Raw genomic sequence first — 24,975 nt, 5'->3', positions numbered from 1 at the left:
AGAGAGTCTTTGATATGGCGCAAAGTCGTCTTTTTGGCCTGCACTAAGAACTGGGTGGCAACAGGCTTAGGGATCGGCCTTGGTCAACGGTACCACCTTGCTTTCCTCAGTTTGAGCGAGCTCTTCGAAGTCGAAGTTATCCAGCCGACGTGCGCGACGCCCAGCTTTGTCAGCGCTAATCTTGATTTCGCTGATGTCCTTGGCAGCCTGTCCGAAGTGACGATCCAGATTTTCCACCCGCGTGCCCAGTCGATCAACATCGGCATAGAGCATGCCAAGCTCTTTGCGGATGGCACCGGCCTGTTCGCGCATACGGGCGTCTTTCAGAATCGCGCGCATGGTGTTGAGCGTGGCCATGCAGGTGGTTGGCGAGACGATCCAGACGCGCGCTGTGAAACCTTCATGCACTAGCTCCGGGAACTTGGCGTGCAACTCTGCGTAAATCGCTTCGCTTGGCAGAAACATCAGCGCGCCATCCGCGGTTTCCCCCTCAAGGATGTATTTTTCCGAAATATCCTTGATGTGTTTGCGCACCGACGTCTTGAACAGCTGGATACCGGCTTTGAGCTCTGCCTCAGTTTCTGAGCGCAGCATGGCCTCATAGGCTTCCAACGGGAATTTGCTGTCGATCACGATTGGGCCCGGCGGGTTGGGCAGATGGATCAAACAGTCGGCGCGCTTACCATTCGAGAGCGTATGTTGCAGCGCGTAGCTGTCGCTGGGCAGGGCTTTGGAAACGATGTCGTTCAGCTGGATTTCACCAAAGGCACCACGGGTCTGCTTGTTTGAGAGAATGTCTTGCAGGCTGAGCACGTCACCGGACAGGCGGGTGATGTTCTCCTGCGCCTTGTCGATGGTTTGCAGACGTTCCTGCAGCTGGGTCAGCGATGTGGCGGTCTGTTTGGCGTTGCCCATGAGGGAGGTGTTGAGCTTCTCCTGCATGTCGTTGAGCGCGGTGCCGGTGCGCATCTGCATGTTGGAGAGGTTTTCCTGCAACTGTAGCTGTTGGGCGGCCAGCGTGTCTGACATTTTCTGCTGCATGGTGGCGAGGTTTTCGCCGGTGCTGCGCTGCACTTTGGCGAGGTTCTCGTGCATGTTGACCTGCACTTCGCCAAGGCGTTGTTCCATCAGTGTGGCGATCTGGCTTTGCGATTGGGCTTGCGCGCGCAGGCCGCCATCAAGCTGTGCCTGACCGGTGGCGAGCTGATCTACTCGTTGCGCCATCTGGCCCATGTGCTGGGCAATAAAGGCCTCTGTCTGGGCCGCGCGGTTCTGTGCCGTGTTGCGCAGGAGCACAAACAGCAGCGCCACGGCAAAGCTCATGCCGCCCAGAAGATAGAGCAGCGCGGTGTCAGAATTGGCAAGCAAAGTGGTCAGTTCGGTCATCATGTTCGTCCAAACAGCCGCTCGATGTCGGCCAGTTTCAATTCCACATAGGTGGGGCGCCCATGGTTGCATTGGCCGGAGTGCGGCGTGGCTTCCATTTCGCGCAAGAGTGCATTCATTTCTTCGGCGCGCATGCGGCGGCCTGAGCGGATTGAGCCGTGACAGGCCACGCGGCTGAGGATGGCTTCCAGCTTGGCCTGCACCAGCATGGTGTCGCCGTCTTCGTCCAGCTCGTCCAGAATGTCGAGCACCATGGCGCGAGCGTTGACTTCGCCCAGCAACGCCGGGGTTTCGCGCACCGCAACGGCGCCGCCGCCAAAGGCTTCGATGGTGAGGCCCAGATTGGACAGGGGCGCAGCGACCGCCAGAATGCGGGCGCAATCGCCCTCGGAAAGCTCGATGATTTCGGGGATCAGCAGCGCCTGTGCGGCGACGCCGTTTTCCGCCATCTGGCGCTTGAGTTTTTCGTAGACCAGACGCTCGTGTGCGGCGTGTTGATCGACAATCACCATGCCAGTTTCGGTCTGGGCCACGATGTAGTTCTCATGGACTTGCGCGCGGGCTGCACCTAAAGGCAGGCCCTCGGCGGGGGACACCTGTGGAGTGTCGAGCGCCTCAATGGGCTCCACACGTGCGCTATAGGATTCGCTGAGATCAGCAAAGCCCGGCTCCTGAACCACAGGAATTTGTGGAAAGGGCGCTTGAGCTTGGTAGGCGGCGGTGCGCGCACTCAGAGAGGGGCGATCCATTTGATAAACGCGCGCCGGGCCTGCAGGCGATGCTTGCGGTGAAGCGCCCAGTGCGCCCATCGGTTCGGGGCGGAAGGCGTCAAGCGTGGCCCCGGCAACGGTGCTCGAGGCGCGGTGTCCCGCTTCGGCTAAGGCATGGCGCAGGCTGGAGACAATCAGGCCGCGGGCCATGCCGGGGTCGCGAAAGCGGACCTCGGATTTGGCGGGGTGGACGTTCACATCCACCAGATGCGGGTCGCAGTCGATGAACAGCGCTGCTGCCGGATGGCGGTCGCGGCTGAGGTAGTCAAAATAGGCCCCACGTAGCGCACCAACCAGCAGCTTGTCCTTCACAGGGCGGCCATTCACAAAGAGATATTGCGCTACAGAGGAGCCGCGCGAATAGGTCGGCAAGGCGGCATAGCCAATGAGGCGCAGGCCTTCGCGCTCTGCATCAATCTTGAGCGCGTTTTCGGCAAATTCCTTGCCTAGAATCCGCGCCAGTCGGCCATGCAGCGCGTCAAAGAGGTCTCCGCTTTCAGCCTCTGCGCGGAAAGAGATGCGCCCTTCGCCGCCGCCGGTGACGTCGCGCAGGGTGAAGCCGATAAACGGCTCTGCCATGGCCAGACGTTTGACCACATCGGTGATCGCCTGCGCCTCCGCACGGTCGCTGCGCATGAATTTAAGGCGGGCAGGAGTGGCATAAAACAGGTCGCGCAATTCAACGATGGTACCGCTTGAGAGCGCGGCTGGCTTGACGGGCCCCATGGCTCCGCCTTCCACCGTAATACTGGCCGCAGGGGCGCGGCCCACGCGGCTGGTGATGGTCAAGCGTCCAACCGCCCCAAGCGAGGGCAGGGCCTCGCCGCGAAAGCCAAAGGTGTGAATATCCAAGAGGTCACTGCCGTCGATCTTGGAGGTGGCATGGCGTGACAGCGCCAGCGGCAGCTGCGCCTCGGTGATGCCGCAGCCGTCATCGGTGATGCGGATCAGGGTTTTGCCGCCGTCCGCATAGGCAATCTCAATGCGTGTGGCACCGGCATCAATGGCGTTTTCCACGAGTTCTTTGACTGCAGAAGCAGGACGTTCGACAACTTCACCAGCAGCGATCCGGTTGATCGCGGCATCGTCAAGTTGGCGGATTACGGGCTGCGTTGGCGCGTTTGAGGGGCTTATATTGGGGTTATCCACAGGCATGTTACGAAATGTAGCATGTTCTCGTTTGATTCTACCACCGAGATTGCGGGTTTCAGTTGGTCGTTTTTGCTCCACTAAAATCCGTTGAGATGTCGCTCTCTTACTGGACACTCACCGACCGTGGTTTCATAATTTGATCAAATTATTGAATCGACGCACAGGACACAGCTGTGCCATCAACGGGAGCACCAACATGAAAGACGACAACTTTCTGAAAGAGAACAACGCCCGCCATCTGTGGCATCCGATGGGCGCACCGGGGGACATGCAGAACCACGCCCCCAAAATCATCAAGAGCGCCGAGGGAGTGAACATCACCGATCTGGAAGGGCATTCCACGGTGGATGCTGTGGGTGGTCTGTGGTGTGTGAACCTCGGCTATTCCAACGATGTGGTGAAAGAGGCGATTGCCAAGCAGCTTTATGATTTGCCGTATTATTCGGCCTTTGCGGGCACCTCCAATCCGGCGGCAATTGAAGCCTCATATGCGGTGCGCGAATTCTTCGACGCGGATGGCATGACACGGGTGTTTTTCACATCCGGCGGCTCCGACAGTGTGGAGACCGCCCTGCGTCTGGCGCGGCAGTATCACCGTCTGCGGGGCGAGCCGACCCGGACCAAATTCCTGTCGCTGAAGAAAGGCTATCACGGCACGCATTTTGGTGGTGCGTCGGTGAATGGCAACAACCGGTTCCGCATCAACTATGAGCCACTGCTGCCCGGCTGTTTCCACCTGCCGAGCCCCTATACCTATCGCAATCCGTTCAATGAAACCGACCCGGCGCAGCTGGCACAGAACATCGCAGCGGCCTTTGAGGATGAGATCGCCTTTCAGGGAGCCAACACCATTGCCGCCTTTATCATGGAGCCGATCCAAGGCGCGGGCGGCGTGATTGTGCCGGATGCGAGCTTTATGGGCCTGATGCGCGAGATTTGTGACCGCCACGGCATCCTGTTGATTTCTGATGAGGTGATCACCGGCTTTGGCCGCACCGGCGACTGGTCTGGTGCGCGCCATTGGGGGGTGCAGCCGGATATGATGACCACAGCCAAGGGGATCACATCGGGCTATTTCCCTGTGGGGGCCTGTCTGGTGGGCGACAAGGTTGCGGATGTGTTTGAGAAGGACGAGAGCGGCGAGGCCGGGATTTTCCACGGCTATACCTATTCGGCGCATCCTGTTGGCTCTGCCGCAGTGGTGGCCTGTCTGGCAGAAACCACGCGGCTTGATCTGAAAACCAATGCCGCCGCGCGGGGCACACAGCTGTATGAAGGTGTCAAAAAGCTGGCGGGGAAACATGACATCATTGGTGACATTCGCGGCGGTCATGGGTTGATGACAGGGATTGAGCTTGTCTCTGACAAAGCGGCGAAAACACCGATGGATATGGCGACCATGAAAAAGATACATGAGGCGACTTATCAGGCCGGGGCGATGGTGCGGCTTGGGATGCACAATATCCTCATGTCACCACCGCTGACGATCTCGGAAACTGAGGTCGACACGATCCTGTCAGCGCTGGATGCGGGGTTCTCTGCAGCGTAGCGCCGGACCAAAATGAAAAGGCCGCCGAGCGTTTTGGCGGCCTTTTGTTTTTTGCGGCGGGGGATGCATCAATCGCCGTCTGCCACACCTTGAGCCCGCAAGCGAGCACGGCGGGCGCGGTAACTTGGCAGCAGCACCAGCAGGGCTGCGATGACCAAAAGGCCCAGTGTCATCGGGCGTTCCCAGATGAAGGCAATGCCATCATAGAGCTGCATGGAGCGGGCGAAGTTGTCCTCCAGCATGCCCCCAAGGATGAAGCCGATCAGCAACGGGGCAAGCGGGTAATCCGCAAAGCGCAGTGCGGTGGCACAGACGCCGAAACCCACAAGGATCAGCAGCTCGGTGGCGTTGTTCTGCCCGATATAGGCCCCCATCAAGGTGAAGAACAAAATGAAGGGGATCAGGTAGTTGCGCGGGACCGAGAGGACTTTGGCGATATAGGGGATCAGCGGCAGGTTCAGGACCAGCAGGACCAGATTGCCAATGAACATCGACATGATCACCGCCCAGAACACCTGTGGCTCGTCTATCATCAGGCGCGGGCCCGGGGTGACGTTGAGCGCGATTAGAGCTCCGAGCAGAATTGCTGTGGTGCCTGAGCCGGGAATACCCAGTGTGAGCAATGGCACGAAGGAGCCGGTGCAAGCCGCATTGTTGGCGGTTTCTGGCGCGGCGAGCCCTTTGATGGCGCCTTTGCCGAATTGCGCCTGTTCTTCTTTGGGAGCGATGTTGCGCTCCACCGCGTAGCCAAGGAAGCTCGCGATAGTGGCGCCCGCGCCGGGCAGAACACCGATAAAGAAGCCCTGAATTGACTGACGCCCAATCACTGGCGTGATGGCCTTGGCTTCGTCACGAGAGATGCGCAGATCTTTGATCTCACCTTCGCCGCCCTCTTTGGCAACGCGGGGTTTGAGCACCAGGAACAGAGCTTCTGGCAAGGCAAACATCGCCATGGCAAGTGTGATAAAGCCGAAACCCGATTGCAGGTCCATAATGCCCATGGTGAAGCGGGGCAGGTTGAACAGCGCACCTTCACCGACCGTGGCCATCATCAGGCCCAGCACCGTCATCATCAGCGCTTTGGCCACCTGACCAGTGCCGGCAAAGGCTGCGATCGCGGAGAGGCCGACGACCATCAGAGCGAAGTACTCCGCAGAGTGAAAGAGCAGCGCAACAGAGGAGAGCATGGGAGCAAAGATCATCAGCAGGAGCGCGCCAATAGTGCCGCCCGCAAAGCTCGCGATGGCGGCGATGGTCAGCGCTTTGCCTGCTTTGCCCTGTTTGGCCATGGGGTAGCCGTCAAAACTTGAGGCCACCGTGCCGGCGACCCCCGGCGCGTTGAGCAGAATGGAAGAGGTCGAGCCGCCAAAGATCGCGCCGTAATACACACCTGCAAGCAGGATCAGCGCGGCAGAAGGATCGCCCATAGAGATGGCGACGGGGATCATGATGGCGATGATCGACATGGGGCCAAGACCCGGCAGCATGCCGATGAAAGTGCCGATCAGACAGCCGCCAATGACCATCAAGAGGTTTTGCAGAGAGAAGGCCGTTTGGAGGCCGATCAGAAGTCCTTCAAGCATGTCAGCCTCCGATAAAGCCCGGCAGCGGGCGCATATAGATGCCAAGCACTTCTTGGACGAGATACCAGACGATTAGGGTGGCGATGGCAGCAACAGGCACCATGATGTGCCATTTGCGCTCGCCAAGTATGAAAGAGCCAAAAATCAGGAAGCCGCTTGTGGAGAGGATAAATCCTGCAGGGCGCAGCAACAGCGCATAGGCCACCATCAGCGCGAGCAGAATGATTGCTTGGCCGAGTTTGTACTCATGTAGGCGGCGGTAATCGATGTCCGCCTCTTTGGCCTCACTTTTTTCAAAGCCAAGGAGAATAATGGACGAGGCGATGATGCCAAAGATGGACAGCAGTTTTGGGAACGTGCTGGGCCAAATGGGGTTGCGTCTCATGAACGGCGCAAGACTGCCATCCATCGTGAACCATGCGGCGTAGCCATAGATCAGGCAAATGCCGAGCAGGATCAGTGCGATCCAACGATCAAGAGCCATTCAGCCCTCCTGCATCTTTTGATGAAAGGAAGGCAGAGCGGCTGACCGCTCTGCCCTATGTAACGTGAGAAGTTGACCTTAGAGGAAGCCGAGCTTCTTCATCAGATCGCCAATGACTTTTTCCTGCTCCTCAAGGAAGCTCTGGAAATCTGCGCCATTGTTGTGGATGTTGACCCAGCCGTTGCGGGCGCGAACGTCTTCCCACTCGTTGGTGTCATACATCTTGCCGATGGCGTCTTGGTACATCGCAAGTTTGTCTTCTGGCAGGCCCGGCGCCGCGAAGAATCCGCGCCAGTTCACAAAGGAGGTGTCGATGCCTTGTTCTTTCATGGTTTTGGCATCCGGGGCTGCCGAAACACGGTCATCAGAGGTCACGCCAATGATTTTGACTTCACCCGCATTTGACAGATCAACCGCTTCAGAGAAACCGGTGGAAAGTGCCGCGATTTCACCAGACAGCAGCGCCGCCATGGCTTTGCCACCTGCGTCATATGGGATGTATTTCACCCCCAGTGCGTCTTTTCCGGCCGATTCCATCACCATGGCTGCAACGAGGTGGTCCATGCCGCCCGGTACAGAGCCGCCGCCAATCGCGGTTGCGGATGGATCCGCGTCATAGGCCGCCAGCAGGTCGTCCATGGAGTTGATCGGGCTGTCTTTGCCCACAACGATGGCGGCATAGTCGCCAATGGTTCCCGCGACGAGGGTCAGGTCACGGAAGTTATGCGGGAACACGCCGGTCAGGGAGCGGATCACGATTGGGGTCGAGTTCACCATCAGGGTGCCGTGGTTGCTGTCGGCGTTTTCGATCAGGTAGCCGATGGCTTTGCCGCCACCGCCACCGGACATGTTTTCATAAGATGCGTTGCCCACGATACCCGCTTTGGTCAGGGCCTCGCCTGTGCCGCGCGCGGTGCCATCCCAGCCGCCACCGGCGCCCCCGGGGATCAGAAAGTGGATGCTGTCCACAACTTTGTGCCCGTCTGCAAGCGCAGGACCGGCAAAGGCCATTGCGGCGACAGCCGTCGCCATAAGGGCGCGACGGCCCATGTCAAATTTCAACATATTTTCCTCCCAATTTGACAACTGTCCGAAAGCTGGCTCAGTTGGGGCAACTCAAACATTGCAACCTGTCACAAACCTGTCATGGGCGAAGAAAGGCCGATCCCCGATGAAGTTCCTGTTGGTCGAAGACAACCACGATTTGGCCAATGCCGTTTGCGCGCGGCTGCAAATGGATGGTCATGTCGTTGATCATGCGGATAAAATTGCAGATGCCTCGGCTTTTGTGGACACCGGCGACTATGATCTCATTCTGCTGGATATCATGCTGCCGGATGGCGATGGCCGCGCCTTTCTCAAGCAGCACCGCGCGGGAAAAAATGACACGCCGGTCATCGTTCTAACAGCGCGCTCGCAAGTGAGTGATCGAATCAGCATGCTGGATTTGGGCGCGGATGACTACATGACCAAACCCTTTGACCACGAAGAACTGCAAGCACGATGCCGTGCGGTCTTGCGGCGCAATGCCGGTCATGCGCAGCCGTCGGTTCAGCTCGGTGATGTGATGCTTGATCCTGTCGCTGGACAGCTCAAGGTCGGAACAAAAGTGGTCACCCTGCGTAACAGAGAGCTGCGTTTGTTGGAGTTGCTGATCAACGCTCCCGGGCAGATCTTCTCAAAAGCAAAACTCGCTGACAGGCTGTTTTCCTATGACGAAGACGTCTCCGAAAATGCGATAGAGGTCTATATCGGGCGTCTGAGGCGACACCTTGAACCATCCAGCTTGCAAATTACAACCTTACGTGGCCTTGGATATCGGCTTGACCATGCGTGAGAAGGCCAATGTCTCTGGCTCCTTGCGGGCGAGGCTTGCGCTGACTCTGATTGGGGGCGCAGCGGGCTTGGCTGTCCTCCTCTTTCTGGTTGTGCGCAGCTATGCCGCGCAGATCGCCCAACAGGGGCAGGACCGCATCCTTGAAGCTTCCGTAACCTCGATTCTGGATGCAGCTGTTTTGCGCGATGGGTTGGTAGAGGTGGACTTCCCCTATGCTGCTTTTTCCATTCTCAGCACAGATCAGGACGACCGCGTTTTTTATGCCATCCATCAGGACGGCACATTACTTTCCGGCTATGACACTTTGCCTCAAGCTGAGCAGACCATTGGCGCAGATGTTGTCCACGTGTCAGGGGATATGCGCGGTTCAGATGTTCGGATCGCTTCAGCGTCGCGCACATTGGTGGGCGCAGATGCGCGCACGCTGGTGACAGTTGCCGTCGCACAAACCCAAGAAGCGTTGCAGGTGACGCTTAATCGGATTTCGTTGAACGTCGCTTATTTCGGGGCAGGGTTCTTTGTGTTGTCGGTCCTTGTTGCTTCTTGGGCTACTTCGACAACCATTCGCCCACTGGAACGCCTGACCAACTCCATCACCCGGCGTGGTCCCAAAGATCTGACACCAGTTGCGCAGCCTGTGCCTTTGGAAATGGGACCATTGGTGTCTTCGCTCAACAATTTTATGGCGCGTTTGAGTGTCTCTCTCTCGCAGTCGGAAGACTTTATCGCCGAAGCAGCCCATCGGGTGCGGACCCCTTTGGCCACGGTACGCAGCCATGCGGAAACGACCTTACAAAGGGTGGAGCGAGAGGAGAACCGGCAAGCGCTGCGATCGATGGTGCGCGCGATTGATGAAAGCTCCCGGGCGGCGGGGCAGTTGCTGGATCACGCGATGATCACCTTTCGGGCTGACCATCTTGAGCGTGAAAGCCTGGATCTTGTGGCCTTGGTTCAGGATTTGGTGATCCGGTTGACTCCAATCGCTGAAATGAAAGACATCGCTTTGACCGTCAAGAGCGATCCTGAGGTCAAGGTCGCTGCGGATTCAATCTTGCTTCAAAATGCGCTGCGCAATCTTGTGGACAATGCTTTGAAGTATTCGCCGGTCGAGAGTGAAATTATCATCGAAGTGAAATCCGCGCCTCAGCCTCATGTACAGGTCATGGATGAAGGTCCAGGCTTTCCGCCGGATCAAATCGATCGCCTTGCGACGCGATTTTTGCGCGGCGACAATGCGACGGGGACAATTGGCTCCGGTTTGGGCCTGACCATCGCTCAAGATGTTGCAGAAGCTCATGGCGGAGACCTGCAGCTCGAAAATCGGTCTGAGGGGGGGGCATGCGTCACATTTACTGTTTGATACTGTGCTTCTGCCCAATGTTGGTTGGTGCGCAGACCTGGGAGGATCGCAGTGTTTTTGGCGCTTCGAATCCCGCGCGCACGCTGCGCGTTCTGTCGAGCACGGATACTTCATTCTTTGCGCCGATCATTGAGTCCTTTCTGCAGAGACAACCGGGATTGGCGGTCGAGTATTTTGTGATTGGTACCGCGCAAATTGATGAGATTTTTCGGGCGGAACCCTCAGAGTATGACGTGGTTATATCCAGTGCGATGGACCTACAGCTGAAGCTCGTGAATGATGGCTACGGTCTTCCCATCGCCAATCTGGGTGTGCCGGATTGGGCCCAATGGCGCGACAGTCTGTATGCCTTCACCTCTGAGCCTGCGACGGTTGTCGTAAACCGTTCGGCTTTCCCGAATGGCGACGTTCCAAGGTCGCGGCAGGAGTTGATCCAGGCTTTGCGCGCGCGCCCGGAGTTGTTTGACGGGCGGGTGGGCACCTATGATGTGCGCCTGTCTGGGCTTGGGTATCTCTTTGCCACACAAGATGCGCGCGCGTCCGAGAGTTTTTGGCGACTCATGGAGGTCATGGGAGGGCTGAATGCAAAGCTCTATTGCTGCTCTGGTGAGATGATCGAGGACTTGGAAACAGGCAAGCTTTTGGTCGCCTATAATGTGCTGGGGAGCTACGTCGACGCGCGCGAAACCGTTTCAGATCAGCTCGAGGTCATACTGCCGTCAGACTTTCCAACAACCATGATGCGTACGGCTTTTGTGCATGTGGGTACCACGCTTCGTGGGGATGCTGAGGCATTTGTGCGGCATCTCGTTAACTTGCAGTCCGCTCTGCTGTCGCCGGAAACTTTTCCGCTTCCAAGGCTTACCTCGAACACGGATGCATCCGGACAATCGGCGATAACGCTTGAACCTGCCTTGATGACATATCTTGATCCGCTCAAGCGGCGCACGTTCATCAAAGAATGGAGCGACGCTATTATTCAGTAGCGGGTGGTGCTGGCGCCGTTACACCGACGATTGGCCCCATCCAGAAACCCGCATCAGAGCGATCAAGCTGGGGCGCGTGTAGGCGGCTGATTTTGCCGTCAAAATAAAGCGCATTGGGCGTTTTCAGCACGTCTCTGAAAAAGCGTCCGAACTCGTGAAATGTGACGGCGGTGTTTGAGATGGCAAAATATGCGGTTTTGCCATCGGGGCTCGTGCCGACGCCATTGCGTAGAAACTTTGAGGAGCTGTCTTTCAAAAAACGAGGGTGCAGCGCGCCATCAATCACCAGCATCGGCCCTGATTGTGTGGCATCACGGCAGTGTGGTTTTTGCGACGCAAACGTGAGCGTTTCATAGACCCTTGCGGAGTTCTCGGTGATGCAGAAAACGCCGTTTGGGAGAAGCCCGAAGTTGCCAACACTCGCCCCTGTTAACAGGCGCATCTCTTCATTCTGACTTTGAACGTAGTGGCCTACAGGGCTGCGATCTGCGTGATACATGCCTGCATTCATGGCAAACGCGAGGGTTTTTCCTTCGTCCAGCGCGCGCTCTACCGCGCGAAATTGGCCAAGGATCGCACCTTCATCGTCGCGCAGGAACAGCCGGAGATCATCCTGAGTGGCATCAACAGTGCAAACTGTGATGCCCTTGCCCTCAAAGCTGGTGTCTTCGCAGGTCACGGCACCGACCCATTGGGGCAGTGCGATGATTGCGAGACAGAGCCAGTGCCGGATCACGAGGTTGCGCCATCCTCTTCGCTGTCAGGCTTTGCCACGTCAGCCTGCACACGGTCTTCAGAGAGCATCCGCCGGGTTGCATCCATCTGATCAAATGTGGTGTCGATCCGGAACCGCAGATCCGGTGCGTGCTTGAGCTTGGCCTTGCGGCCGATGATGCGACGCAGCTCACCTTTGTGGCTGGCGAGAAGGCTGATCGCTTCTTCCTGTTTGCCACCGCCAAGAGGCAGGACAAAAGCTGTCGCAATGGAGAGGTCAGGTGTCACCCGAACTTCGCCGACCGTGATCGAGAGACGGCTGAGGTCGGGGTCGTGCAGCTCATCGCGCATCAAGACCTCCGACAATGTACGCCGGATCACTTCGCCAACACGCAGCTGGCGCTGGGAGGGGCCGCGGCCCTCAGAAAATGTGTTCTTTGCCATGGCTCCCCACTTAGGCGTTCTCTGCCCCTTTGCCAAGCTGGATTGCTTTATGTAAGCAGGGGCGGCGCCGATCCACCGGCCCACAAATGGAGAACGTTATGCAAGATCTGCCCGGAATCGTCATCACTGGAGCCTCTGGCCGTATGGGACAGATGCTGATCAAGACGGTTTGTGAGAGCGATAAGGCAAAGCTGGTAGGTGCAGTGGAGCGCAGCGGACATGATTGGGTGGGGCGCGATGTTGGAGAGGCCATGGGGGGCGCACCACTTGGCATTACAGTGACCGATCAGCCTCTGGAGGCCTTTGCTCAGGCGCAGGCCGTGATTGATTTCACAGCGCCAGCGGCGACGATTGAGTTCGCGAAATTGGCCGCGCAGGCACGTGCTGTGCATGTGATTGGTACCACCGGTATGACGGATGAGGATATTGCACAGCTTGAGCCTTGCGGCCGCCATGCGGTGATTGTGCGGGCCGGTAACATGAGCCTTGGTGTCAATCTGTTGACACGTCTGACGCAAAAGGTGGCGGCAGCGCTGGATGAGGATTTTGATATCGAAATCATTGAGGCGCACCACCATCACAAAGTGGATGCGCCAAGCGGCACCGCCCTGATGCTTGGCGAAGCAGCCGCCGAAGGGCGCGGCGTGGCGTTGGCAGATGTGGCCGACCGTGGCCGTGATGGCATCACAGGTGCCCGAAAACGCGGTGATATTGGCTTTACGGCCATTCGTGGTGGAGACATCGTGGGTGAGCATGACGTATTGTTCGCCGCCGCAGGTGAACGGATCGTGCTGCGCCATCTCGCGACGGATCGGGCGATCTTTGCCCGCGGTGCGCTCAAAGCGGCGATCTGGGGACAAGGTCAAAAGCCCGGTGAATACGATATGATGGACGTGTTGGGCCTCTGATAAAGTCGGGCGATTCTGAGACTTTGCCTCAATAGATCAGAGAGTCTTGCCCTGAGCGTCACTTAAATTGTCATAGCCTCGTTCCGGTGCTCAAAATATGTGTCTTGAAAATACACATATAATTCAGCGTGCTACCGCCGATTTTTTGAGCGTTGGTCACACCACACGGTGATGTAAACTGAACGGGCGTATTTTTTGTTGGCAGGTCGGTGTTGCTGTGTTTTTATGCCGACAGTCAAAAAATTAAATGACCATTTAAAAAACGACGACAGGGAGATGACGATGAAGACGACAATGAAGGCTGGATTGTCCGCGCTGGCCATAACTGCAGTGGCGATGTCCGCACAGGCAGCAGAGCTGGGCGCGACTGGCGAGCCGATTAAGCTTGCCATCAACGAATGGACCGGCCAGCACGTGACCACCCATGTCGCCGGTGAAATGCTCAAAGCCGCAGGTTACGACGTTGAATATGTCACTGCAGGTATGATGAACCAATTTCAGGCGATTGCCGATGGCGACATCCATGCGACCCTCGAAATCTGGTCCTCCAACGTGTCTGACCAATATGCTGTGCTGAAAGGCGAAGGCAAATTGGAAGAACTGTCTGATCTCGGCCTGAATGCGCGCGAAGGCATCGCCTATCCCGCACATGTCGCAGACCTTTGCCCTGGCCTGCCAGCATGGGAAGCGCTGAAGGATTGCGCGATCAACTTCGCAACCGCGGAAACGCTGCCAGCAGGCCGCCTCGTGGACTACCCTGCAGATTGGGGCACACCGGGTGCAGATCGCATGACCGGTCTCGACCTGCCATTTAAGGCAGTGCCAGCAGGCTCTGAGGGTGCGCTGATTGCCGAATTGCGTGCCTCCACCGAGAAGAAATCTCCACTGTTGATCACCTTCTGGCAGCCGCACTGGGCAATGTCTGCCTACGACGTGAAATTTGTGGATCTGCCAGCGGGCGAAGATGCGTGTTTCACCGATCCAGCATGGGGTCCAAACCCCAACGCCATCAACGACTGTGATTTCTCCGCGAGCCGTATCTTCAAGGCGGGTTGGCCGGGCCTGAAAGACAAGTGGCCTGCAGCGCACGAAATCCTCGTGAACTATCAGCTGGCTGTCGAAGATCAGCAGCCAATGATGGGGGCCGTAGATGTGGACGGCCAGTCTGTTGAAGAAGTTGTTGCCGCTTGGATGGGTGCAAACGAAGACAAGTGGAAGTCGGTTGTCGACGCCGCAATCAAGTAAGCCTTTATGACTGACCATAACAGCACCGCTCCGGCGATCGCCGTCAAAGACCTCTGGCAGGTCTTTGGCGAGAACGCCAAACCGGCCCTACGTGATGCACGCGGGGCCGGAGACGACAAAGCCATCGCTCAAACCCTAAAGGACAAAGGGCTGATCCCGGCGGTTCGCGCAGCGAACTTCGAGGTGAAATCCGGCGAACTCTTTGTGATTATGGGGCTTTCTGGCTCTGGTAAATCGACCTTGATCCGCTGTATTTCGCGTTTGATCGAGCCGACTTCCGGATCCGTAAGCATCGATGGCGAAGATATTCTTCAAGCCAATGACAAACGCCTGATCGACCTGCGCCGGCACAAGCTTGGTATGGTGTTTCAGCATTTTGGCCTATTTCCGCATATGACGGTTGCAGACAATGTTGGTTTCCCGCTGAAGATGCAGGGCATGGGCAAGGCTGAGCGCCGTCAACGTGCGCTGGAAGTGCTTGAGCTTGTTGGCCTAAAGGGGCGCGAAGATACCTATCCGCGCAACCTCTCGGGTGGTCAGCGCCAGCGAGTCGGGATCGCCCGCTCTCTCGCGGTGAACCCTGATATCTGGTTCTTGGATGAGCCCTTCTCTGCGCTTGACCCGTTGATCCGGCGGCAGTTGCAAGATGAGTTCCTGAACATTCAGGCCACGCTCAAAAAATCCATTGTTTTCATCACCCACGACATCCAGGAAGCGCTCAAGCTCGCGGATCGCATCGCCATCATGAAAGATGGTGAAGTCGTTCAGATTGGCACGCCGGAAGAGATCGTTCTGCACCCGGTCAACGACTATGTCGCGGAGTTCTCCAAAGATGTGCCCAAAGGCCGGCACGGTTGTGTAGAGAACGTCATGACCAAAGACGTGCCTGCGAATATGCCGGATGATCCCGGTCTGAAAGTTGGCATGACCATCGAAACAGCGCTGGCCAAATGCATGGCGCTTTATGAGCCGGTCCCGGTTCATGATGCCAATGGCGCTCTGGTTGGGGCGGTTGACCCAGCAGATCTTGCTGCGGCATTGCAGGCAGAAGAGACATGAGTATCGCCGAAAACGCTCCGCTCTCTGCGCGTCGTGGCCTGCCGCTCAGCAAAGGCAGTGTGGCCGCGATCTTAGTGGTGATGATCGGTGTGATTTGTCGCCTGTTTGGCGCTCAACTTGAGTGGCTTGTAAGCTGGCCTGAGGCTCTGACCGTGCCAATGACCGATTGGGTTGGCGCCGTGGTTGGTGGATTTCTAAATATCTTCAAGCCTGTAGCGCGTGTGTTCTCCTATCTGCTTGAGTTCCCAATGACCTGGGTCGGCGGATTGTTGTCTGGTGCCCCGTGGCCTTTGGTCCTTGGTGCGGTCACAGCGCTGGGCTGGCTCATAGGTGGTGCGCGCATGGCCGCGCTGGCCTTCTTTGGCTTTGGTTTTGTGGTGATCAGCGGATATTGGCTGGAGGGCATGAACACGCTGGCGCTGGTCGCTGTGTCGGTGCCTCTGGCGGCCCTTTTGGGAGCCGGGATTGGCATCCTCGCGTTTGAATACCCCAAGCTCAAAGGTGGCGTGAATGTGGTTCTGGATGTCATGCAGACCATGCCGACCTTTGCCTATCTGACACCTCTACTGGTGCTCTTTGGCTTTGGTCCAGTGGTGGGCCTTATTGCGTCTGCAATTTTTGCAGCACCACCCATGGCGCGCAATGTGCTGTTGGGGCTGGAACGCGTAGAGCCTGAAATCCGCGAAGCAGCTGTGATGTCTGGCGGAACCCGTCGGCAGCAGCTCTTTTTAGTCGAATTGCCCGCCGCGTCTCAACAGATCATGATTGGCTTCAACCAATGTCTGATGGCCGCATTGAGCATGGTGATCATCGCAGCCGTCATTGGCGGCTTTGAGGACATCGGCTGGGAAGTTCTGCTGACCATGCGCAAGGCAATGTTTGGCCCGGCGTTTCTCGCAGGCTCAGTGATTGTGGTTTTTGCCGTAGTGATTGACCGCATGTCCGCCGCATTGGCGGAACCGCGTCCTGCGCAAGATAAACGAGTTGCTCTGGCAATCTTCGCTGTCGGCGCAATCACCGCGATGTGGGCTGCGCTGGCAGGTTGGAACCCCGCGGGCATCGCAGCACTGGATGGTATTGCTGAGCAGGTCGATCAAGGCGTGGGGCAGTTCACCGCAAACCACGGAGCAACGCTCGACACTGTGAAGAACTCCGCGATGTTCTATGGTTTGTTGCCTCTGCGGATCGGGTTGTCTGATGCTGTCTTGCCCTTCACCTGGGGCTTTGCCTGGACCACGACGCACACGCTGGTGTTCTATGCGATCTTTGCTGCTCTCGCTGCTTTGATTGCCGTGCGAGGTCATCTCGCTGGTGCCGGCTTGGTTCTGATCGCGGCAATGGTGCTGGAGATTGGCGTGGCACAACTGCCTTGGCCCATCTTGCTGTTCGGTGTGGCGGCCCTGGGATGGGTCGCCAGCGGTCGGAAGCTCGCCATTCAAGTCACCGTTCTGTTGGGCCTGATCCTGATTTCGGGGCTTTGGGAGCGCGCCTTGCTATCGCTTTACCTCAGCGGTGCAGCTGTTGCAGCCTGCGCCCTGGTGGGCGGCATCTTGGGGTTCTGGTCGGCAATGAGCGACCGCGCCTGGATGGTTGTCCGACCGATCTGTGACACGCTGCAAACCATCCCGCTGTTTGTCTTCCTCATCCCGGTTCTGATGTTCTTCCAGATTGGCGAATTCTCCGCGTTTCTCGCCATTTGCATGTATGCGGTGGTCCCCATGATCCGCTACACGCGGCATGGTTTGATCACCACGCCGGACGAGATGATCGAGGCAGCAACCGCAAGCGGGGCTGGGCGTTGGCAAACCATGTTTGAGGTGCGCGCGCCTTATGCTGCACCGACCATTTTGCTCGGGCTCAACCAGACCATCCTCTATGCTTTTGCCATGCTCGTGATTGCGGCGCTGATCGGCACGACAGGCCTTGGTCAGTCGATCTATCTGGCACTTGGGCAGGCCGATGTCGGCCTCGGTGTTACCGCAGGCGCAGCCATGGCGATTTTGGCGTTGGTGGCGGATCGGTTGGTGCAGGGGTTTGCTGAAGAGCGGCGTCAGGCTCTGGGGCTGTAAGCGATTGGAGAAAGCGGGAAATTCTCGCTTTCTCTTGCCTTTTTAGGTGTCGGTATCGCATCTGTTTCGCGTCGTTATCGCATAAGTAAAGCCGGTGTGCGCTGTCGGTATTGTCACGCCTCGTGTGCTCAAAGCCATGACATTTGATTTATGTCATATACCTCAAATTCACCTTCTGCTAATCGGAGAATTATGAAGGGTTGCTCTCGCCTGTGTTGAGTGGCGGAAGAAGATTTATGCAACCTTTTTCGATTTAGATGCGTGCAGCGAGTTTAGGGTTGCTTTTCAGTCAGCCCCAAAGCGGCACGGGTTGGAGTGAGTAGAGCGCAATGAACGATTTGGAAGCAGATCGCGAAACGTCGGTTGAAATTGCGCCCGAGATTATCCGTGTTGCCGTGGCGCGTGTCTCTGCGAGTGAGGTGTTTGAGAAATCAGGACGTGCGCGCAGACTGCTCGAATTTCTCGCAGGGGAAGCTTTGGCTGGGCGCGCAGCGGAGACCTCATTTCAATCTGTGCAATCTGCCCTTTATGAGTCCTTTGAGCCTCATGAACGAGAAAAGGTCGCGCGCTCTGACAAACGCAGATTGGCGGAGCTGTTGCAGCGGTACTTTTCGGCGGAGGGGCGAGAGGATGCGCTGCATATTTTCGTGGTGCCTGAAGGGTTGAAGCTGGAGTTTGCCTTTGCGGAGCAGGAGCAGAGCGAGGCCGAGCATAAGGCACGCACGCTGTTTCGGCGAAATTGGGCGCTGCTTGTCGTCATTGCGATGTTGCTTGGCGCGATTTTGGTCAGCAAATTGATGCCAGATCTCTTTGGGGCAAAACAAAGCGAGCATGTCTTCTCGCCACCTTGGCACTCCGGAACAGAAGGGCAATTTTCTAACGCCGATTTTCTCCCGGGTACCGAAAACCTCTCTCTTCCGACACCGGAAAAGTTGGATCTTTTGGCCCGTAATCACATGTTTTCCTTTATGGACATGGAGCGCCAGAAGCGCGTGGTTGCACATTCCAAGGCGGTGATAGCGCGTTTCCCGGACCACGCAGGCTCCTATGCCACGGCAGCACATAGCCTGAGCAACATGGCGATTTTGACGCGAGGTTCTAGTGCCTCTCTCGCCTATCTGGAAGAAGCCTCCGCGATGGTGGAGAGGGCGCAGGTTTTGGCCGCTGATGACCCCTGGACACTGTCTGCCGGAGGGTGGTTGGCCGCTGGCCTACGAGATTGGGACAATGCGCGCGCGTTGAGTGCGCGTGCACATGCGGCAGGGGGTGAGAGCCGCGAAATTCTTGTCTTTCGAGCTCTAATTTTATTGTTTTCAGGTGATTTTCAGACGGCAGCGGATGTAACCGCACCCAAAGAAAATGAGCCCCAAAGCGGTGACATCGGAATCCACGGTTTTGCTAAGTTCTATCTGGAAGATTACGAGGGCGCCGTTGCGGCTTTTGAACAGTCTATGACGCGCGGCGGCGATCCCACGCCCGTTGGCTCCGCCTATGTGGCTGCGGCTTATCAGGCGGTTGGCAGATCAGAGACTGCCGCACGGGTGGTTGCCTCAATCAGAGAAAAGTGGCCAACCTTCCGCCCCGAGCTGGTTCATCAGGTGTTTGCACCGGAAATCAGCGAAATTCACGGTCTGACGTTTCTGAAACTGTTCTGCGACGCGGGCTGGGAGTTAGACGCCTAGTCTGGCTTCAGAAATCAATCGCGATTCCCTTCTTCTCCCAATCGCCGTAGCGCACAGGCTCCGGCCCGTCGCGGCCACCCAATTCGGTTGGGAGTTCCAAATCCTTGGCCTTCTTGCGGCGCTCTTCGGCTTCGGCAAGCGCGCGCTTGGCGGCTTCGGGCAGGTCATCGCGGGTTTCAGGCGTGTCGCTCATCGAAGGGTTCCTTTTGAGGCTTTCCCTTGATATACGCGCCCGTCTGACAACGACAAGCCCCCTGTCTGATCCTCAGCAGTCGCCGCCAAACCATTTTAGAAGGTCTTTCGCATGTCCAAATCCAGCTATCCGACCCGCCGCAGTGCGGTTTATCTCTTGGATCAGGTGCTGGGCGAAGGCCGGTTGCTGTCTGATGTGATTGCGGGAGGCGCCTTGCAGAAGCTGGAGCCCGCAGAGCGGGCTCGGGCACAGCGGTTGGCAACAGACACGTTGCGCAATCTGGAACGTGCAGATCGGGTGCTGCAGAAACATCTGAAAAAGACCCCCACGATGACGGTGCAGAATGTGCTGCGCATGGCGGCCATGGAGATCTGCCAAGGCGGTGCGGCACATGGTGTGGTCAACGATGCGGTTGAAATTGTCAGTAAATCCAAGCGCACCTCAGGCATGAAGGGGCTTGTGAATGCGGTGCTGCGCAAGGTGGACGACAAAGGGCGCGATGAATGGGCCAAGCTGCGTATCCCGCGTTTGCCAAAATGGCTGCGCAAGCCGCTGGCGCAAGCTTATGACAACGAAATCATGCTTGAAATCGAAGCCGCGCATTATGCCGGTGCGCCATTGGATTTGACCCCCAGAGGGGATGCAGAGGCCGTGGCCAAGGCGGTTGGTGGCGAGCTGCTGCCAACAGGTTCCGTGCGGTTGCGTGACGCGGGGCAGGTGACAGCGCTGGAGGGCTTTAAGCAGGGGCACTGGTGGGTGCAGGACGCGGCTGCGGCGCTGCCTGCGCGGGTGCTGAATGCACAGCCGGGCGAGCGCGTGCTGGATCTTTGTGCCGCGCCCGGCGGCAAGACCATGCAGATCGCGGCCGCTGGTGCGCAAGTCACCGCGGTGGACGACAACCCGGCGCGGATGGAGCGGCTACGGGAGAACCTCAAGCGCGTGCAATTGGATGCAGAGGTGGTTGTTGGCGATGTCATGGCGCAGGAGGGGCAGTATGATGCGATCCTTCTGGATGCGCCTTGCTCGGCCACGGGTACGATTCGCAGGCACCCGGATTTGCCGTTTGCCAAAGACGGCAGCGAGTTTGGCGATCTGATCGGGATGCAGGAGGTGTTTCTGGATCACGCCTTGGGGCTGCTGAAACCGGGTGGTCGTTTGGTATTCTGCACCTGCTCATTGCTGCCTGACGAAGGCGAAGTGCAGATTGAAGAAGCCGCGGAGCGCTGGGCCGATGTCACCGTGGACCGCGACGCCGTGCTGATTGACGGCGTTGATCCGGCATGGGTGACAGAAGAAGGCGGGCTGCGGCTGCGCCCGGATTATTGGGCCGACAAAGGCGGTATGGATGGCTTCTACGTGGCGATGCTGCGCAAAGGCGTCTGAGGAAAGACCCATTTGAATTGAGGCTGTTCCGCGTGGTGGTCACGCGGATGTGCATCGGCTGATTCAAACGGTGACTTGCGGCGATCCGCTCGCTACACTCACGCCAAACGCCATCAGAGCGTAGAGGCAGAGCAGATGTCCGAGACAGACAATTTTACAGCACGGTGGACGCGGCTGATGCACCGCGTGTCTGCGCGCAGGAGTGCGCGGGCGCATCCGGCTACGGGGTTCACCACCACACCTGAGCCTCGCACGATCGGGCTGTTTGCGCGCGGAAAGCAGCTGGTTGCGGGCAATTTCCTGTTTGCGGGTCATCTGGTCAGCGCACCCAAAACCGCGATCTGGGTCATTGATGTGCCGGATGATGTTTTTGCGCAGGAGTTGCAGGGGTTTGCCTGGCTCGACGATCTAGCTGCGGTTGGAGACATGGCTGCCAGAGACCGAGCGCAGGAATGGGTCTGGCATTGGATTGAGCTCTATGGCCGCGGCACCGGGCCAGGCTGGACCCCTGACCTCACGGGCCGCCGACTGATCCGCTGGATCAGCCACGCGATTTTTCTGCTCCGGGCACAAGGCTCTGATCAGTCAGATGCGTTTTTCCAGTCGCTGGGTCAGCAAACAATTTTCCTCAGCAAGCGCTGGCACAAAACCGCTCCCGGCTTGCCGCGCTTTGAGGCTTTGACCGGGCTTATATACGCGGGCTTGGCGCTCGAAGGCATGGAGCAGCATGTTGAACCGGCGTGTAAGGCGCTCGACAAAGAATGCGCGCAACAGGTGGATGTGCAGGGTGGGATCCCGACGCGCAATCCTGAGGAACTGCTTGAGGTCTTTACGCTTTTGACTTGGGCCGCAACGGCGCTGCGGGATGCGGATCGAACACCATCTGACATTCATTTGCGCGCGATTGAGAGGATTGCGCCAACGCTGCGCACATTGCGCCATGCAGATGGCAGTTTGGCGCGGTTTCATGGCGGCGGCCGCGGTATGGAAGGCCGTTTGGATCACGCGCTTGCGGAAAGCGGCAATAAAACCCGACAGGCGGACGGGCTTGCCATGGGCTATGCGCGGTTGAGTGCGGGCCGCACCAGCGTGGTGATTGATGCCAGCCCACCGCCAACCGGCGTAAGCGCGCTCAATGCCCATGCCTCGACGCTGGCTTTTGAGCTGACAAGTGGCCGACGCCCCGTGATCGTGAATTGCGGCTCTGGTGCCAGCTTCGGCGAGGATTGGCGCCGTTTTGGTCGGGCGACGCCCTCGCATTCGACGGTCACCATTGACGAGCTCTCCAGCGCGCGGCTCGGGCAGGAGGGCAAAGGCTGGCGCGAAGAGCAACTGGTGGATGCGCCGACAGATGTGCCCATTCAGATGAGCAATGCCAGCGACGGTCTGCGCTTTGAGGGCGGGCATGACGGCTACGTGCGCACCCACGGTCTGACCCATGCCCGCACCCTTGAGCTGACCTTTGATGGGCGCGGTATGGTTGGGGAAGATCTGTTGATCACCATGGATGACGCGGCCAAGCGTCGGTTTGACAGGGTGATGGACGAGAGCGCTCTGCAGGGGGTGCCTTATGAAATCGCCTTTCACCTGCATCCGGAGGCTGACGCCAGTCTGGATATGGGCGGGGCGGCGGTTTCGATTGCCTTAAAAAGTGGCGAGCTGTGGGTGTTTCGACACGATGACGTGGCGAAATTGAGGGTGGATGCCAGCGTTTTCCTCGAAAAAGGGCGATTAAAGCCACGTGCGACCAAACAAATCGTTCTATCCGGCGTGGCAATGGAGTATGCGACCCGCATCCGGTGGTCGTTGAGCAAAGCCCATGAGACCAATGTGGCGATCAGGGACTTGAACCGGGACGAGTTGGATTTGAACACCTGAGCCCAAGGATCATACCTCTATGAGCGACCTGCACCCCATCCGCCGCGCCCTGATTTCCGTGTCTGACAAGACCGGGCTGATCGAACTGGCCACCGCGCTGTCTGAACGGGGTGTCGAACTCCTCTCCACTGGTGGCTCTGCCAAAGCGATGCGCGATGCGGGGCTTGCGGTGAAAGATGTTTCTGAGGTGACAGGCTTTCCAGAGATGATGGATGGCCGCGTGAAAACGCTGCATCCAAAGGTTCATGGGGGCCTGCTGGCGCTGCGCGATAACAATGATCACGTCGCCGCAATGGATGAGCACGGCATCGGCGCCATCGACCTGCTGGTGGTCAACCTCTATCCGTTTGAGGCCACGGTTGCTGCAGGCGCTGACTATGACACCTGCATTGAAAACATCGACATTGGCGGCCCTGCGATGATCCGTGCGGCGGCCAAGAACCATGGGTTCGTGAACGTCGTTGTGGATGTGCAGGATTATGATGCGCTGCTGGCGGAGCTTGATGCTAACGTTGGGCAGACCTCTTATGCCTTCCGCCAGAAACTGGCGCAAACCGCCTATGCACGCACAGGGGCCTATGACGCTGCGGTTTCTAGCTGGATGGCCACCGCGCTTGAGCAGGAAGCACCGCGCCGCCGCGCCTTTGCCGGTGAGATCAAACAGACGCTACGCTATGGGGAAAACAGCCACCAGACAGCGGCGTTCTACACAGATGGCACTGGTCGCCCCGGTGTGGCGACGGCTGTGCAGCTGCAGGGCAAAGAGCTGTCTTACAACAACATCAACGACACCGACGCGGCCTTTGAGCTGGTGGCGGAGTTTGATTCGGCAGAGGGGCCTGCCGTGGCGATCATCAAGCATGCCAACCCTTGCGGCGTGGCCGTGGGCACGACACTGGTTGAGGCCTATCAGAAAGCCTTTGATTGTGACCGCACCTCAGCCTTTGGCGGCATTGTGGCGCTGAACCAGCCGCTGGATGCGGAGACAGCCAGCAAGATCGTGGAAATCTTCACCGAAGTGGTGATTGCGCCGGGCGCTTCTGATGAAGCCAAAGAGATCTTTGCCGCGAAGAAAAACTTGCGCTTGCTGCTGACTGAAGGTCTGCCTGATCCGCGTGCGCCAATCACGGCCTACAAACAGGTGGCCGGTGGCGTGCTGGTGCAAGACAAGGATGTGGGGTCCGTTTCTGCGGATGAGCTGAAAGTGGTGACAAAGGTAGCGCCAAGCGCGGAGCAGATGGCGGATCTGCAGTTCGCTTGGAAAGTCGCAAAACACGTTAAGTCCAATGCGATTGTCTATGTGAAAGACGGTGCGACTGTTGGTGTTGGCGCGGGTCAGATGAGCCGCCTGGACAGCGCGAATGTGGCCGCGGCCAAAGCGCAGCGTATGGCGGATGAGCTTGGCCTTGAGGAAAGCCCTGCGAAGGGCTCCGCAGTGGCCTCTGATGCTTTCTTCCCATTTGCGGACGGGCTGTTGGAAGCGGCGGCGGCAGGCGGTACCTGCGTGATCCAGCCGGGCGGCTCCATGCGGGATGAGGAAGTCATCAAGGCGGCCGATGAGGCGGGCCTTGCGATGGTCTTCACCGGTATGCGCCACTTCCGTCACTGATCAACACGCCCTGCGATCGGGTTGCATTCGATCGCAGGGCGTGAACCCTTCTGCGGCTGAAAATACGTCAGCACCCTTGTTACATTGGGCAAACCTGACATACACTGCCGCCCAATGGCAAAATTAGAGATTCTGCGAACAACGCAGAACGCCGGGGCAGATAGGCAGAAAGGGGGCGCAGGTGATGCGTCTTGTATTTTGGGCAGGCTTTTGGGCCTTCATTACCGATCAGGCGAGCAAGTTTCTTGTTCTCAACGCATTGAACCTGCGTGAGGTTTTGCAGATCGACGTTCTGCCTCCTCTGTTGCGGTTCCACATGGCGTGGAATGACGGCATCAATTTTGGCCTTTTCTCCGGCAGCCCCGAAGCGGCCAAGTGGGTGCTGATAGCGCTTGCGATGCTGATTTGCGGCTATGTGCTCTATTGGATGCGCAAAGATCCTCCGGGCAAATGGGGCATGATCAGCGCGGGGCTTCTGATTGGCGGCGCGCTGGGCAATGTTGTGGATCGCCTGCTGTTTGGCGCAGTTGTGGACTTTCTGAACATGTCCTGCTGCGGCATCGACAACCCCTATGCCTTCAATGTCGCAGACATCTGGATCTTCGCAGGGGCGATTGGTCTCATCCTTTTTACCAGCGGCAAAAAAAGAGAGGCGTGACCTCCGTACCGTGATCAGGTAAAGCT

At 57.9% G+C, this 24,975-nt stretch carries 21 protein-coding genes; 13 read left to right on the top strand and 8 right to left on the bottom strand.

Annotated features, from left to right (window positions below; genetic code table 11):
• Nucleotides 1-66: 66 nt before the first annotated feature.
• Both ACO07T_RS09540 and mutL read right to left on the bottom strand, forming a co-directional pair.
• Nucleotides 67-1,386, bottom strand: coding sequence for a DNA recombination protein RmuC (locus tag ACO07T_RS09540; RefSeq protein WP_422049194.1), 1,320 nt, complete (start codon nucleotides 1,384-1,386; stop codon nucleotides 67-69).
• Nucleotides 1,386-3,311 (bottom strand): DNA mismatch repair endonuclease MutL, encoded by a 1,926-nt coding sequence (gene mutL / locus ACO07T_RS09535; protein WP_422049193.1) that lies wholly within the window; start codon nucleotides 3,309-3,311, stop codon nucleotides 1,386-1,388. Before mutL ends, ACO07T_RS09540 begins: the two co-directional genes overlap by 1 nt.
• Before the next feature lie 193 nt (nucleotides 3,312-3,504).
• Between mutL and ACO07T_RS09530 the strand changes: the two genes are divergently transcribed.
• Entirely contained in the window at nucleotides 3,505-4,857 is a 1,353-nt protein-coding gene (locus tag ACO07T_RS09530) for an aminotransferase class III-fold pyridoxal phosphate-dependent enzyme (protein ID WP_422049192.1), read from the top strand.
• A 68-nt stretch (nucleotides 4,858-4,925) separates the two neighbouring features.
• On the opposite strand, the gene ACO07T_RS09525 is transcribed toward ACO07T_RS09530, so the two are convergent.
• The 3 genes from ACO07T_RS09525 to ACO07T_RS09515 all read right to left on the bottom strand — a co-directional run bounded on the left by ACO07T_RS09525 (nucleotide 4,926) and on the right by ACO07T_RS09515 (nucleotide 7,989).
• Entirely contained in the window at nucleotides 4,926-6,440 is a 1,515-nt protein-coding gene (locus ACO07T_RS09525) for a tripartite tricarboxylate transporter permease (RefSeq protein WP_422049191.1), read from the bottom strand.
• 1 nt (nucleotide 6,441) lies between these two features.
• A complete protein-coding gene (locus ACO07T_RS09520; RefSeq protein WP_422049190.1) occupies nucleotides 6,442-6,924 on the bottom strand; it encodes a tripartite tricarboxylate transporter TctB family protein in 483 nt (160 codons plus the stop codon).
• 78 nt (nucleotides 6,925-7,002) lie between these two features.
• Entirely contained in the window at nucleotides 7,003-7,989 is a 987-nt protein-coding gene (locus ACO07T_RS09515) for a tripartite tricarboxylate transporter substrate binding protein (RefSeq protein WP_422049189.1), read from the bottom strand.
• A gap of 106 nt (nucleotides 7,990-8,095) precedes the next feature.
• Here ACO07T_RS09515 and ACO07T_RS09510 point away from each other — a divergent pair, with 106 nt between their 5' ends.
• Genes ACO07T_RS09510 through ACO07T_RS09500 form a run of 3 tightly spaced genes read left to right on the top strand, consistent with a single transcriptional unit; the run spans nucleotide 8,096 to nucleotide 11,107 of the window.
• Complete coding sequence (locus ACO07T_RS09510; RefSeq protein ID WP_209058876.1) at nucleotides 8,096-8,761, top strand: response regulator transcription factor; 666 nt, start codon at nucleotides 8,096-8,098, stop codon at nucleotides 8,759-8,761.
• A complete protein-coding gene (locus tag ACO07T_RS09505; RefSeq protein ID WP_422049345.1) occupies nucleotides 8,754-10,121 on the top strand; it encodes a sensor histidine kinase N-terminal domain-containing protein in 1,368 nt (455 codons plus the stop codon). The genes ACO07T_RS09510 and ACO07T_RS09505 overlap by 8 nt, the downstream gene beginning before the upstream one ends.
• Nucleotides 10,100-11,107: an ABC transporter substrate-binding protein gene (locus ACO07T_RS09500; RefSeq protein WP_422049188.1), complete on the top strand. Its 1,008-nt coding sequence runs from the start codon at nucleotides 10,100-10,102 to the stop codon at nucleotides 11,105-11,107. Before ACO07T_RS09505 ends, ACO07T_RS09500 begins: the two co-directional genes overlap by 22 nt.
• On the opposite strand, the gene ACO07T_RS09495 is transcribed toward ACO07T_RS09500, so the two are convergent.
• Nucleotides 11,097-11,840, bottom strand: coding sequence for a phosphodiester glycosidase family protein (locus tag ACO07T_RS09495; RefSeq protein WP_422049344.1), 744 nt, complete (start codon nucleotides 11,838-11,840; stop codon nucleotides 11,097-11,099). The genes ACO07T_RS09500 and ACO07T_RS09495 overlap by 11 nt on opposite strands.
• A complete protein-coding gene (gene rbfA / locus ACO07T_RS09490; protein WP_209076845.1) occupies nucleotides 11,840-12,265 on the bottom strand; it encodes a 30S ribosome-binding factor RbfA in 426 nt (141 codons plus the stop codon). The genes ACO07T_RS09495 and rbfA overlap by 1 nt, the downstream gene beginning before the upstream one ends.
• A 98-nt stretch (nucleotides 12,266-12,363) precedes the next feature.
• Here rbfA and dapB point away from each other — a divergent pair, with 98 nt between their 5' ends.
• The 5 genes from dapB to ACO07T_RS09465 all read left to right on the top strand — a co-directional run bounded on the left by dapB (nucleotide 12,364) and on the right by ACO07T_RS09465 (nucleotide 19,228).
• Nucleotides 12,364-13,173 (top strand): 4-hydroxy-tetrahydrodipicolinate reductase, encoded by an 810-nt coding sequence (gene dapB, locus ACO07T_RS09485; RefSeq protein ID WP_422049187.1) that lies wholly within the window; start codon nucleotides 12,364-12,366, stop codon nucleotides 13,171-13,173.
• Nucleotides 13,174-13,455: 282 nt separating this feature from the next.
• The gene (locus tag ACO07T_RS09480) at nucleotides 13,456-14,418 is read left to right on the top strand and encodes an ABC transporter substrate-binding protein (protein ID WP_422049186.1); all 963 of its coding nucleotides are present in this window, start codon (nucleotides 13,456-13,458) and stop codon (nucleotides 14,416-14,418) included.
• Between the two features lie 6 nt (nucleotides 14,419-14,424).
• A complete protein-coding gene (locus ACO07T_RS09475; protein WP_422049185.1) occupies nucleotides 14,425-15,477 on the top strand; it encodes a quaternary amine ABC transporter ATP-binding protein in 1,053 nt (350 codons plus the stop codon).
• Nucleotides 15,474-17,546, top strand: coding sequence for an ABC transporter permease (locus ACO07T_RS09470; RefSeq protein WP_422049184.1), 2,073 nt, complete (start codon nucleotides 15,474-15,476; stop codon nucleotides 17,544-17,546). Before ACO07T_RS09475 ends, ACO07T_RS09470 begins: the two co-directional genes overlap by 4 nt.
• A gap of 329 nt (nucleotides 17,547-17,875) precedes the next feature.
• The gene (locus ACO07T_RS09465) at nucleotides 17,876-19,228 is read left to right on the top strand and encodes a hypothetical protein (protein ID WP_422049183.1); all 1,353 of its coding nucleotides are present in this window, start codon (nucleotides 17,876-17,878) and stop codon (nucleotides 19,226-19,228) included.
• 7 nt (nucleotides 19,229-19,235) lie between these two features.
• Here the strand turns inward: ACO07T_RS09465 and ACO07T_RS09460 are convergent, their stop codons facing one another.
• Nucleotides 19,236-19,421, bottom strand: a complete 186-nt coding sequence (locus ACO07T_RS09460; RefSeq protein WP_209076855.1) for a DUF1674 domain-containing protein — start codon at nucleotides 19,419-19,421, stop codon at nucleotides 19,236-19,238.
• Between the two features lie 111 nt (nucleotides 19,422-19,532).
• Here ACO07T_RS09460 and ACO07T_RS09455 point away from each other — a divergent pair, with 111 nt between their 5' ends.
• From ACO07T_RS09455 to lspA, 4 genes are all read left to right on the top strand, one after another.
• Nucleotides 19,533-20,804 (top strand): RsmB/NOP family class I SAM-dependent RNA methyltransferase, encoded by a 1,272-nt coding sequence (locus tag ACO07T_RS09455; protein ID WP_422049182.1) that lies wholly within the window; start codon nucleotides 19,533-19,535, stop codon nucleotides 20,802-20,804.
• 135 nt (nucleotides 20,805-20,939) lie between these two features.
• Nucleotides 20,940-22,682 carry a heparinase II/III family protein gene (locus tag ACO07T_RS09450; RefSeq protein WP_422049181.1) on the top strand — a complete coding sequence of 581 codons (1,743 nt, stop codon included), beginning with the start codon at nucleotides 20,940-20,942 and terminating at the stop codon, nucleotides 22,680-22,682.
• A 19-nt stretch (nucleotides 22,683-22,701) separates the two neighbouring features.
• Nucleotides 22,702-24,291 carry a bifunctional phosphoribosylaminoimidazolecarboxamide formyltransferase/IMP cyclohydrolase gene (purH, locus tag ACO07T_RS09445; RefSeq protein ID WP_422049180.1) on the top strand — a complete coding sequence of 530 codons (1,590 nt, stop codon included), beginning with the start codon at nucleotides 22,702-22,704 and terminating at the stop codon, nucleotides 24,289-24,291.
• 184 nt (nucleotides 24,292-24,475) lie between these two features.
• Entirely contained in the window at nucleotides 24,476-24,949 is a 474-nt protein-coding gene (gene lspA / locus ACO07T_RS09440; protein WP_209076867.1) for a signal peptidase II, read from the top strand.
• Nucleotides 24,950-24,975: the final 26 nt, after the last annotated feature.

The organism is Shimia sp. (assembly GCF_965227725.1).
Classification (GTDB): domain Bacteria; phylum Pseudomonadota; class Alphaproteobacteria; order Rhodobacterales; family Rhodobacteraceae; genus Shimia.
The sequence above is the reverse complement of the archived record's forward strand: the minus strand, read 5'-3'. Positions and strand labels throughout refer to the sequence as shown.

Excerpts from the sequence above, each read along its gene's own strand:
- ACO07T_RS09450 (WP_422049181.1), top strand. The coding sequence starts at position 20,940 with ATGTCCGAGACAGACAATTTTACAGCACGGTGGACGCGGCTGATGCAC.
- rbfA (WP_209076845.1), bottom strand. The coding sequence starts at position 12,265 with ATGGCAAAGAACACATTTTCTGAGGGCCGCGGCCCCTCCCAGCGCCAG.
- ACO07T_RS09475 (WP_422049185.1), top strand. The coding sequence starts at position 14,425 with ATGACTGACCATAACAGCACCGCTCCGGCGATCGCCGTCAAAGACCTC.
- ACO07T_RS09460 (WP_209076855.1), bottom strand. The coding sequence starts at position 19,421 with ATGAGCGACACGCCTGAAACCCGCGATGACCTGCCCGAAGCCGCCAAG.
- ACO07T_RS09500 (WP_422049188.1), top strand. The coding sequence starts at position 10,100 with ATGCGTCACATTTACTGTTTGATACTGTGCTTCTGCCCAATGTTGGTT.
- ACO07T_RS09510 (WP_209058876.1), top strand. The coding sequence starts at position 8,096 with ATGAAGTTCCTGTTGGTCGAAGACAACCACGATTTGGCCAATGCCGTT.
- dapB (WP_422049187.1), top strand. The coding sequence starts at position 12,364 with ATGCAAGATCTGCCCGGAATCGTCATCACTGGAGCCTCTGGCCGTATG.
- ACO07T_RS09515 (WP_422049189.1), bottom strand. The coding sequence starts at position 7,989 with ATGTTGAAATTTGACATGGGCCGTCGCGCCCTTATGGCGACGGCTGTC.
- ACO07T_RS09465 (WP_422049183.1), top strand. The coding sequence starts at position 17,876 with ATGAACGATTTGGAAGCAGATCGCGAAACGTCGGTTGAAATTGCGCCC.
- ACO07T_RS09520 (WP_422049190.1), bottom strand. The coding sequence starts at position 6,924 with ATGGCTCTTGATCGTTGGATCGCACTGATCCTGCTCGGCATTTGCCTG.
- ACO07T_RS09540 (WP_422049194.1), bottom strand. The coding sequence starts at position 1,386 with ATGACCGAACTGACCACTTTGCTTGCCAATTCTGACACCGCGCTGCTC.
- ACO07T_RS09470 (WP_422049184.1), top strand. The coding sequence starts at position 15,474 with ATGAGTATCGCCGAAAACGCTCCGCTCTCTGCGCGTCGTGGCCTGCCG.
- lspA (WP_209076867.1), top strand. The coding sequence starts at position 24,476 with ATGCGTCTTGTATTTTGGGCAGGCTTTTGGGCCTTCATTACCGATCAG.
- mutL (WP_422049193.1), bottom strand. The coding sequence starts at position 3,311 with ATGCCTGTGGATAACCCCAATATAAGCCCCTCAAACGCGCCAACGCAG.
- ACO07T_RS09525 (WP_422049191.1), bottom strand. The coding sequence starts at position 6,440 with ATGCTTGAAGGACTTCTGATCGGCCTCCAAACGGCCTTCTCTCTGCAA.
- ACO07T_RS09505 (WP_422049345.1), top strand. The coding sequence starts at position 8,754 with ATGCGTGAGAAGGCCAATGTCTCTGGCTCCTTGCGGGCGAGGCTTGCG.
- ACO07T_RS09455 (WP_422049182.1), top strand. The coding sequence starts at position 19,533 with ATGTCCAAATCCAGCTATCCGACCCGCCGCAGTGCGGTTTATCTCTTG.
- purH (WP_422049180.1), top strand. The coding sequence starts at position 22,702 with ATGAGCGACCTGCACCCCATCCGCCGCGCCCTGATTTCCGTGTCTGAC.
- ACO07T_RS09480 (WP_422049186.1), top strand. The coding sequence starts at position 13,456 with ATGAAGACGACAATGAAGGCTGGATTGTCCGCGCTGGCCATAACTGCA.
- ACO07T_RS09530 (WP_422049192.1), top strand. The coding sequence starts at position 3,505 with ATGAAAGACGACAACTTTCTGAAAGAGAACAACGCCCGCCATCTGTGG.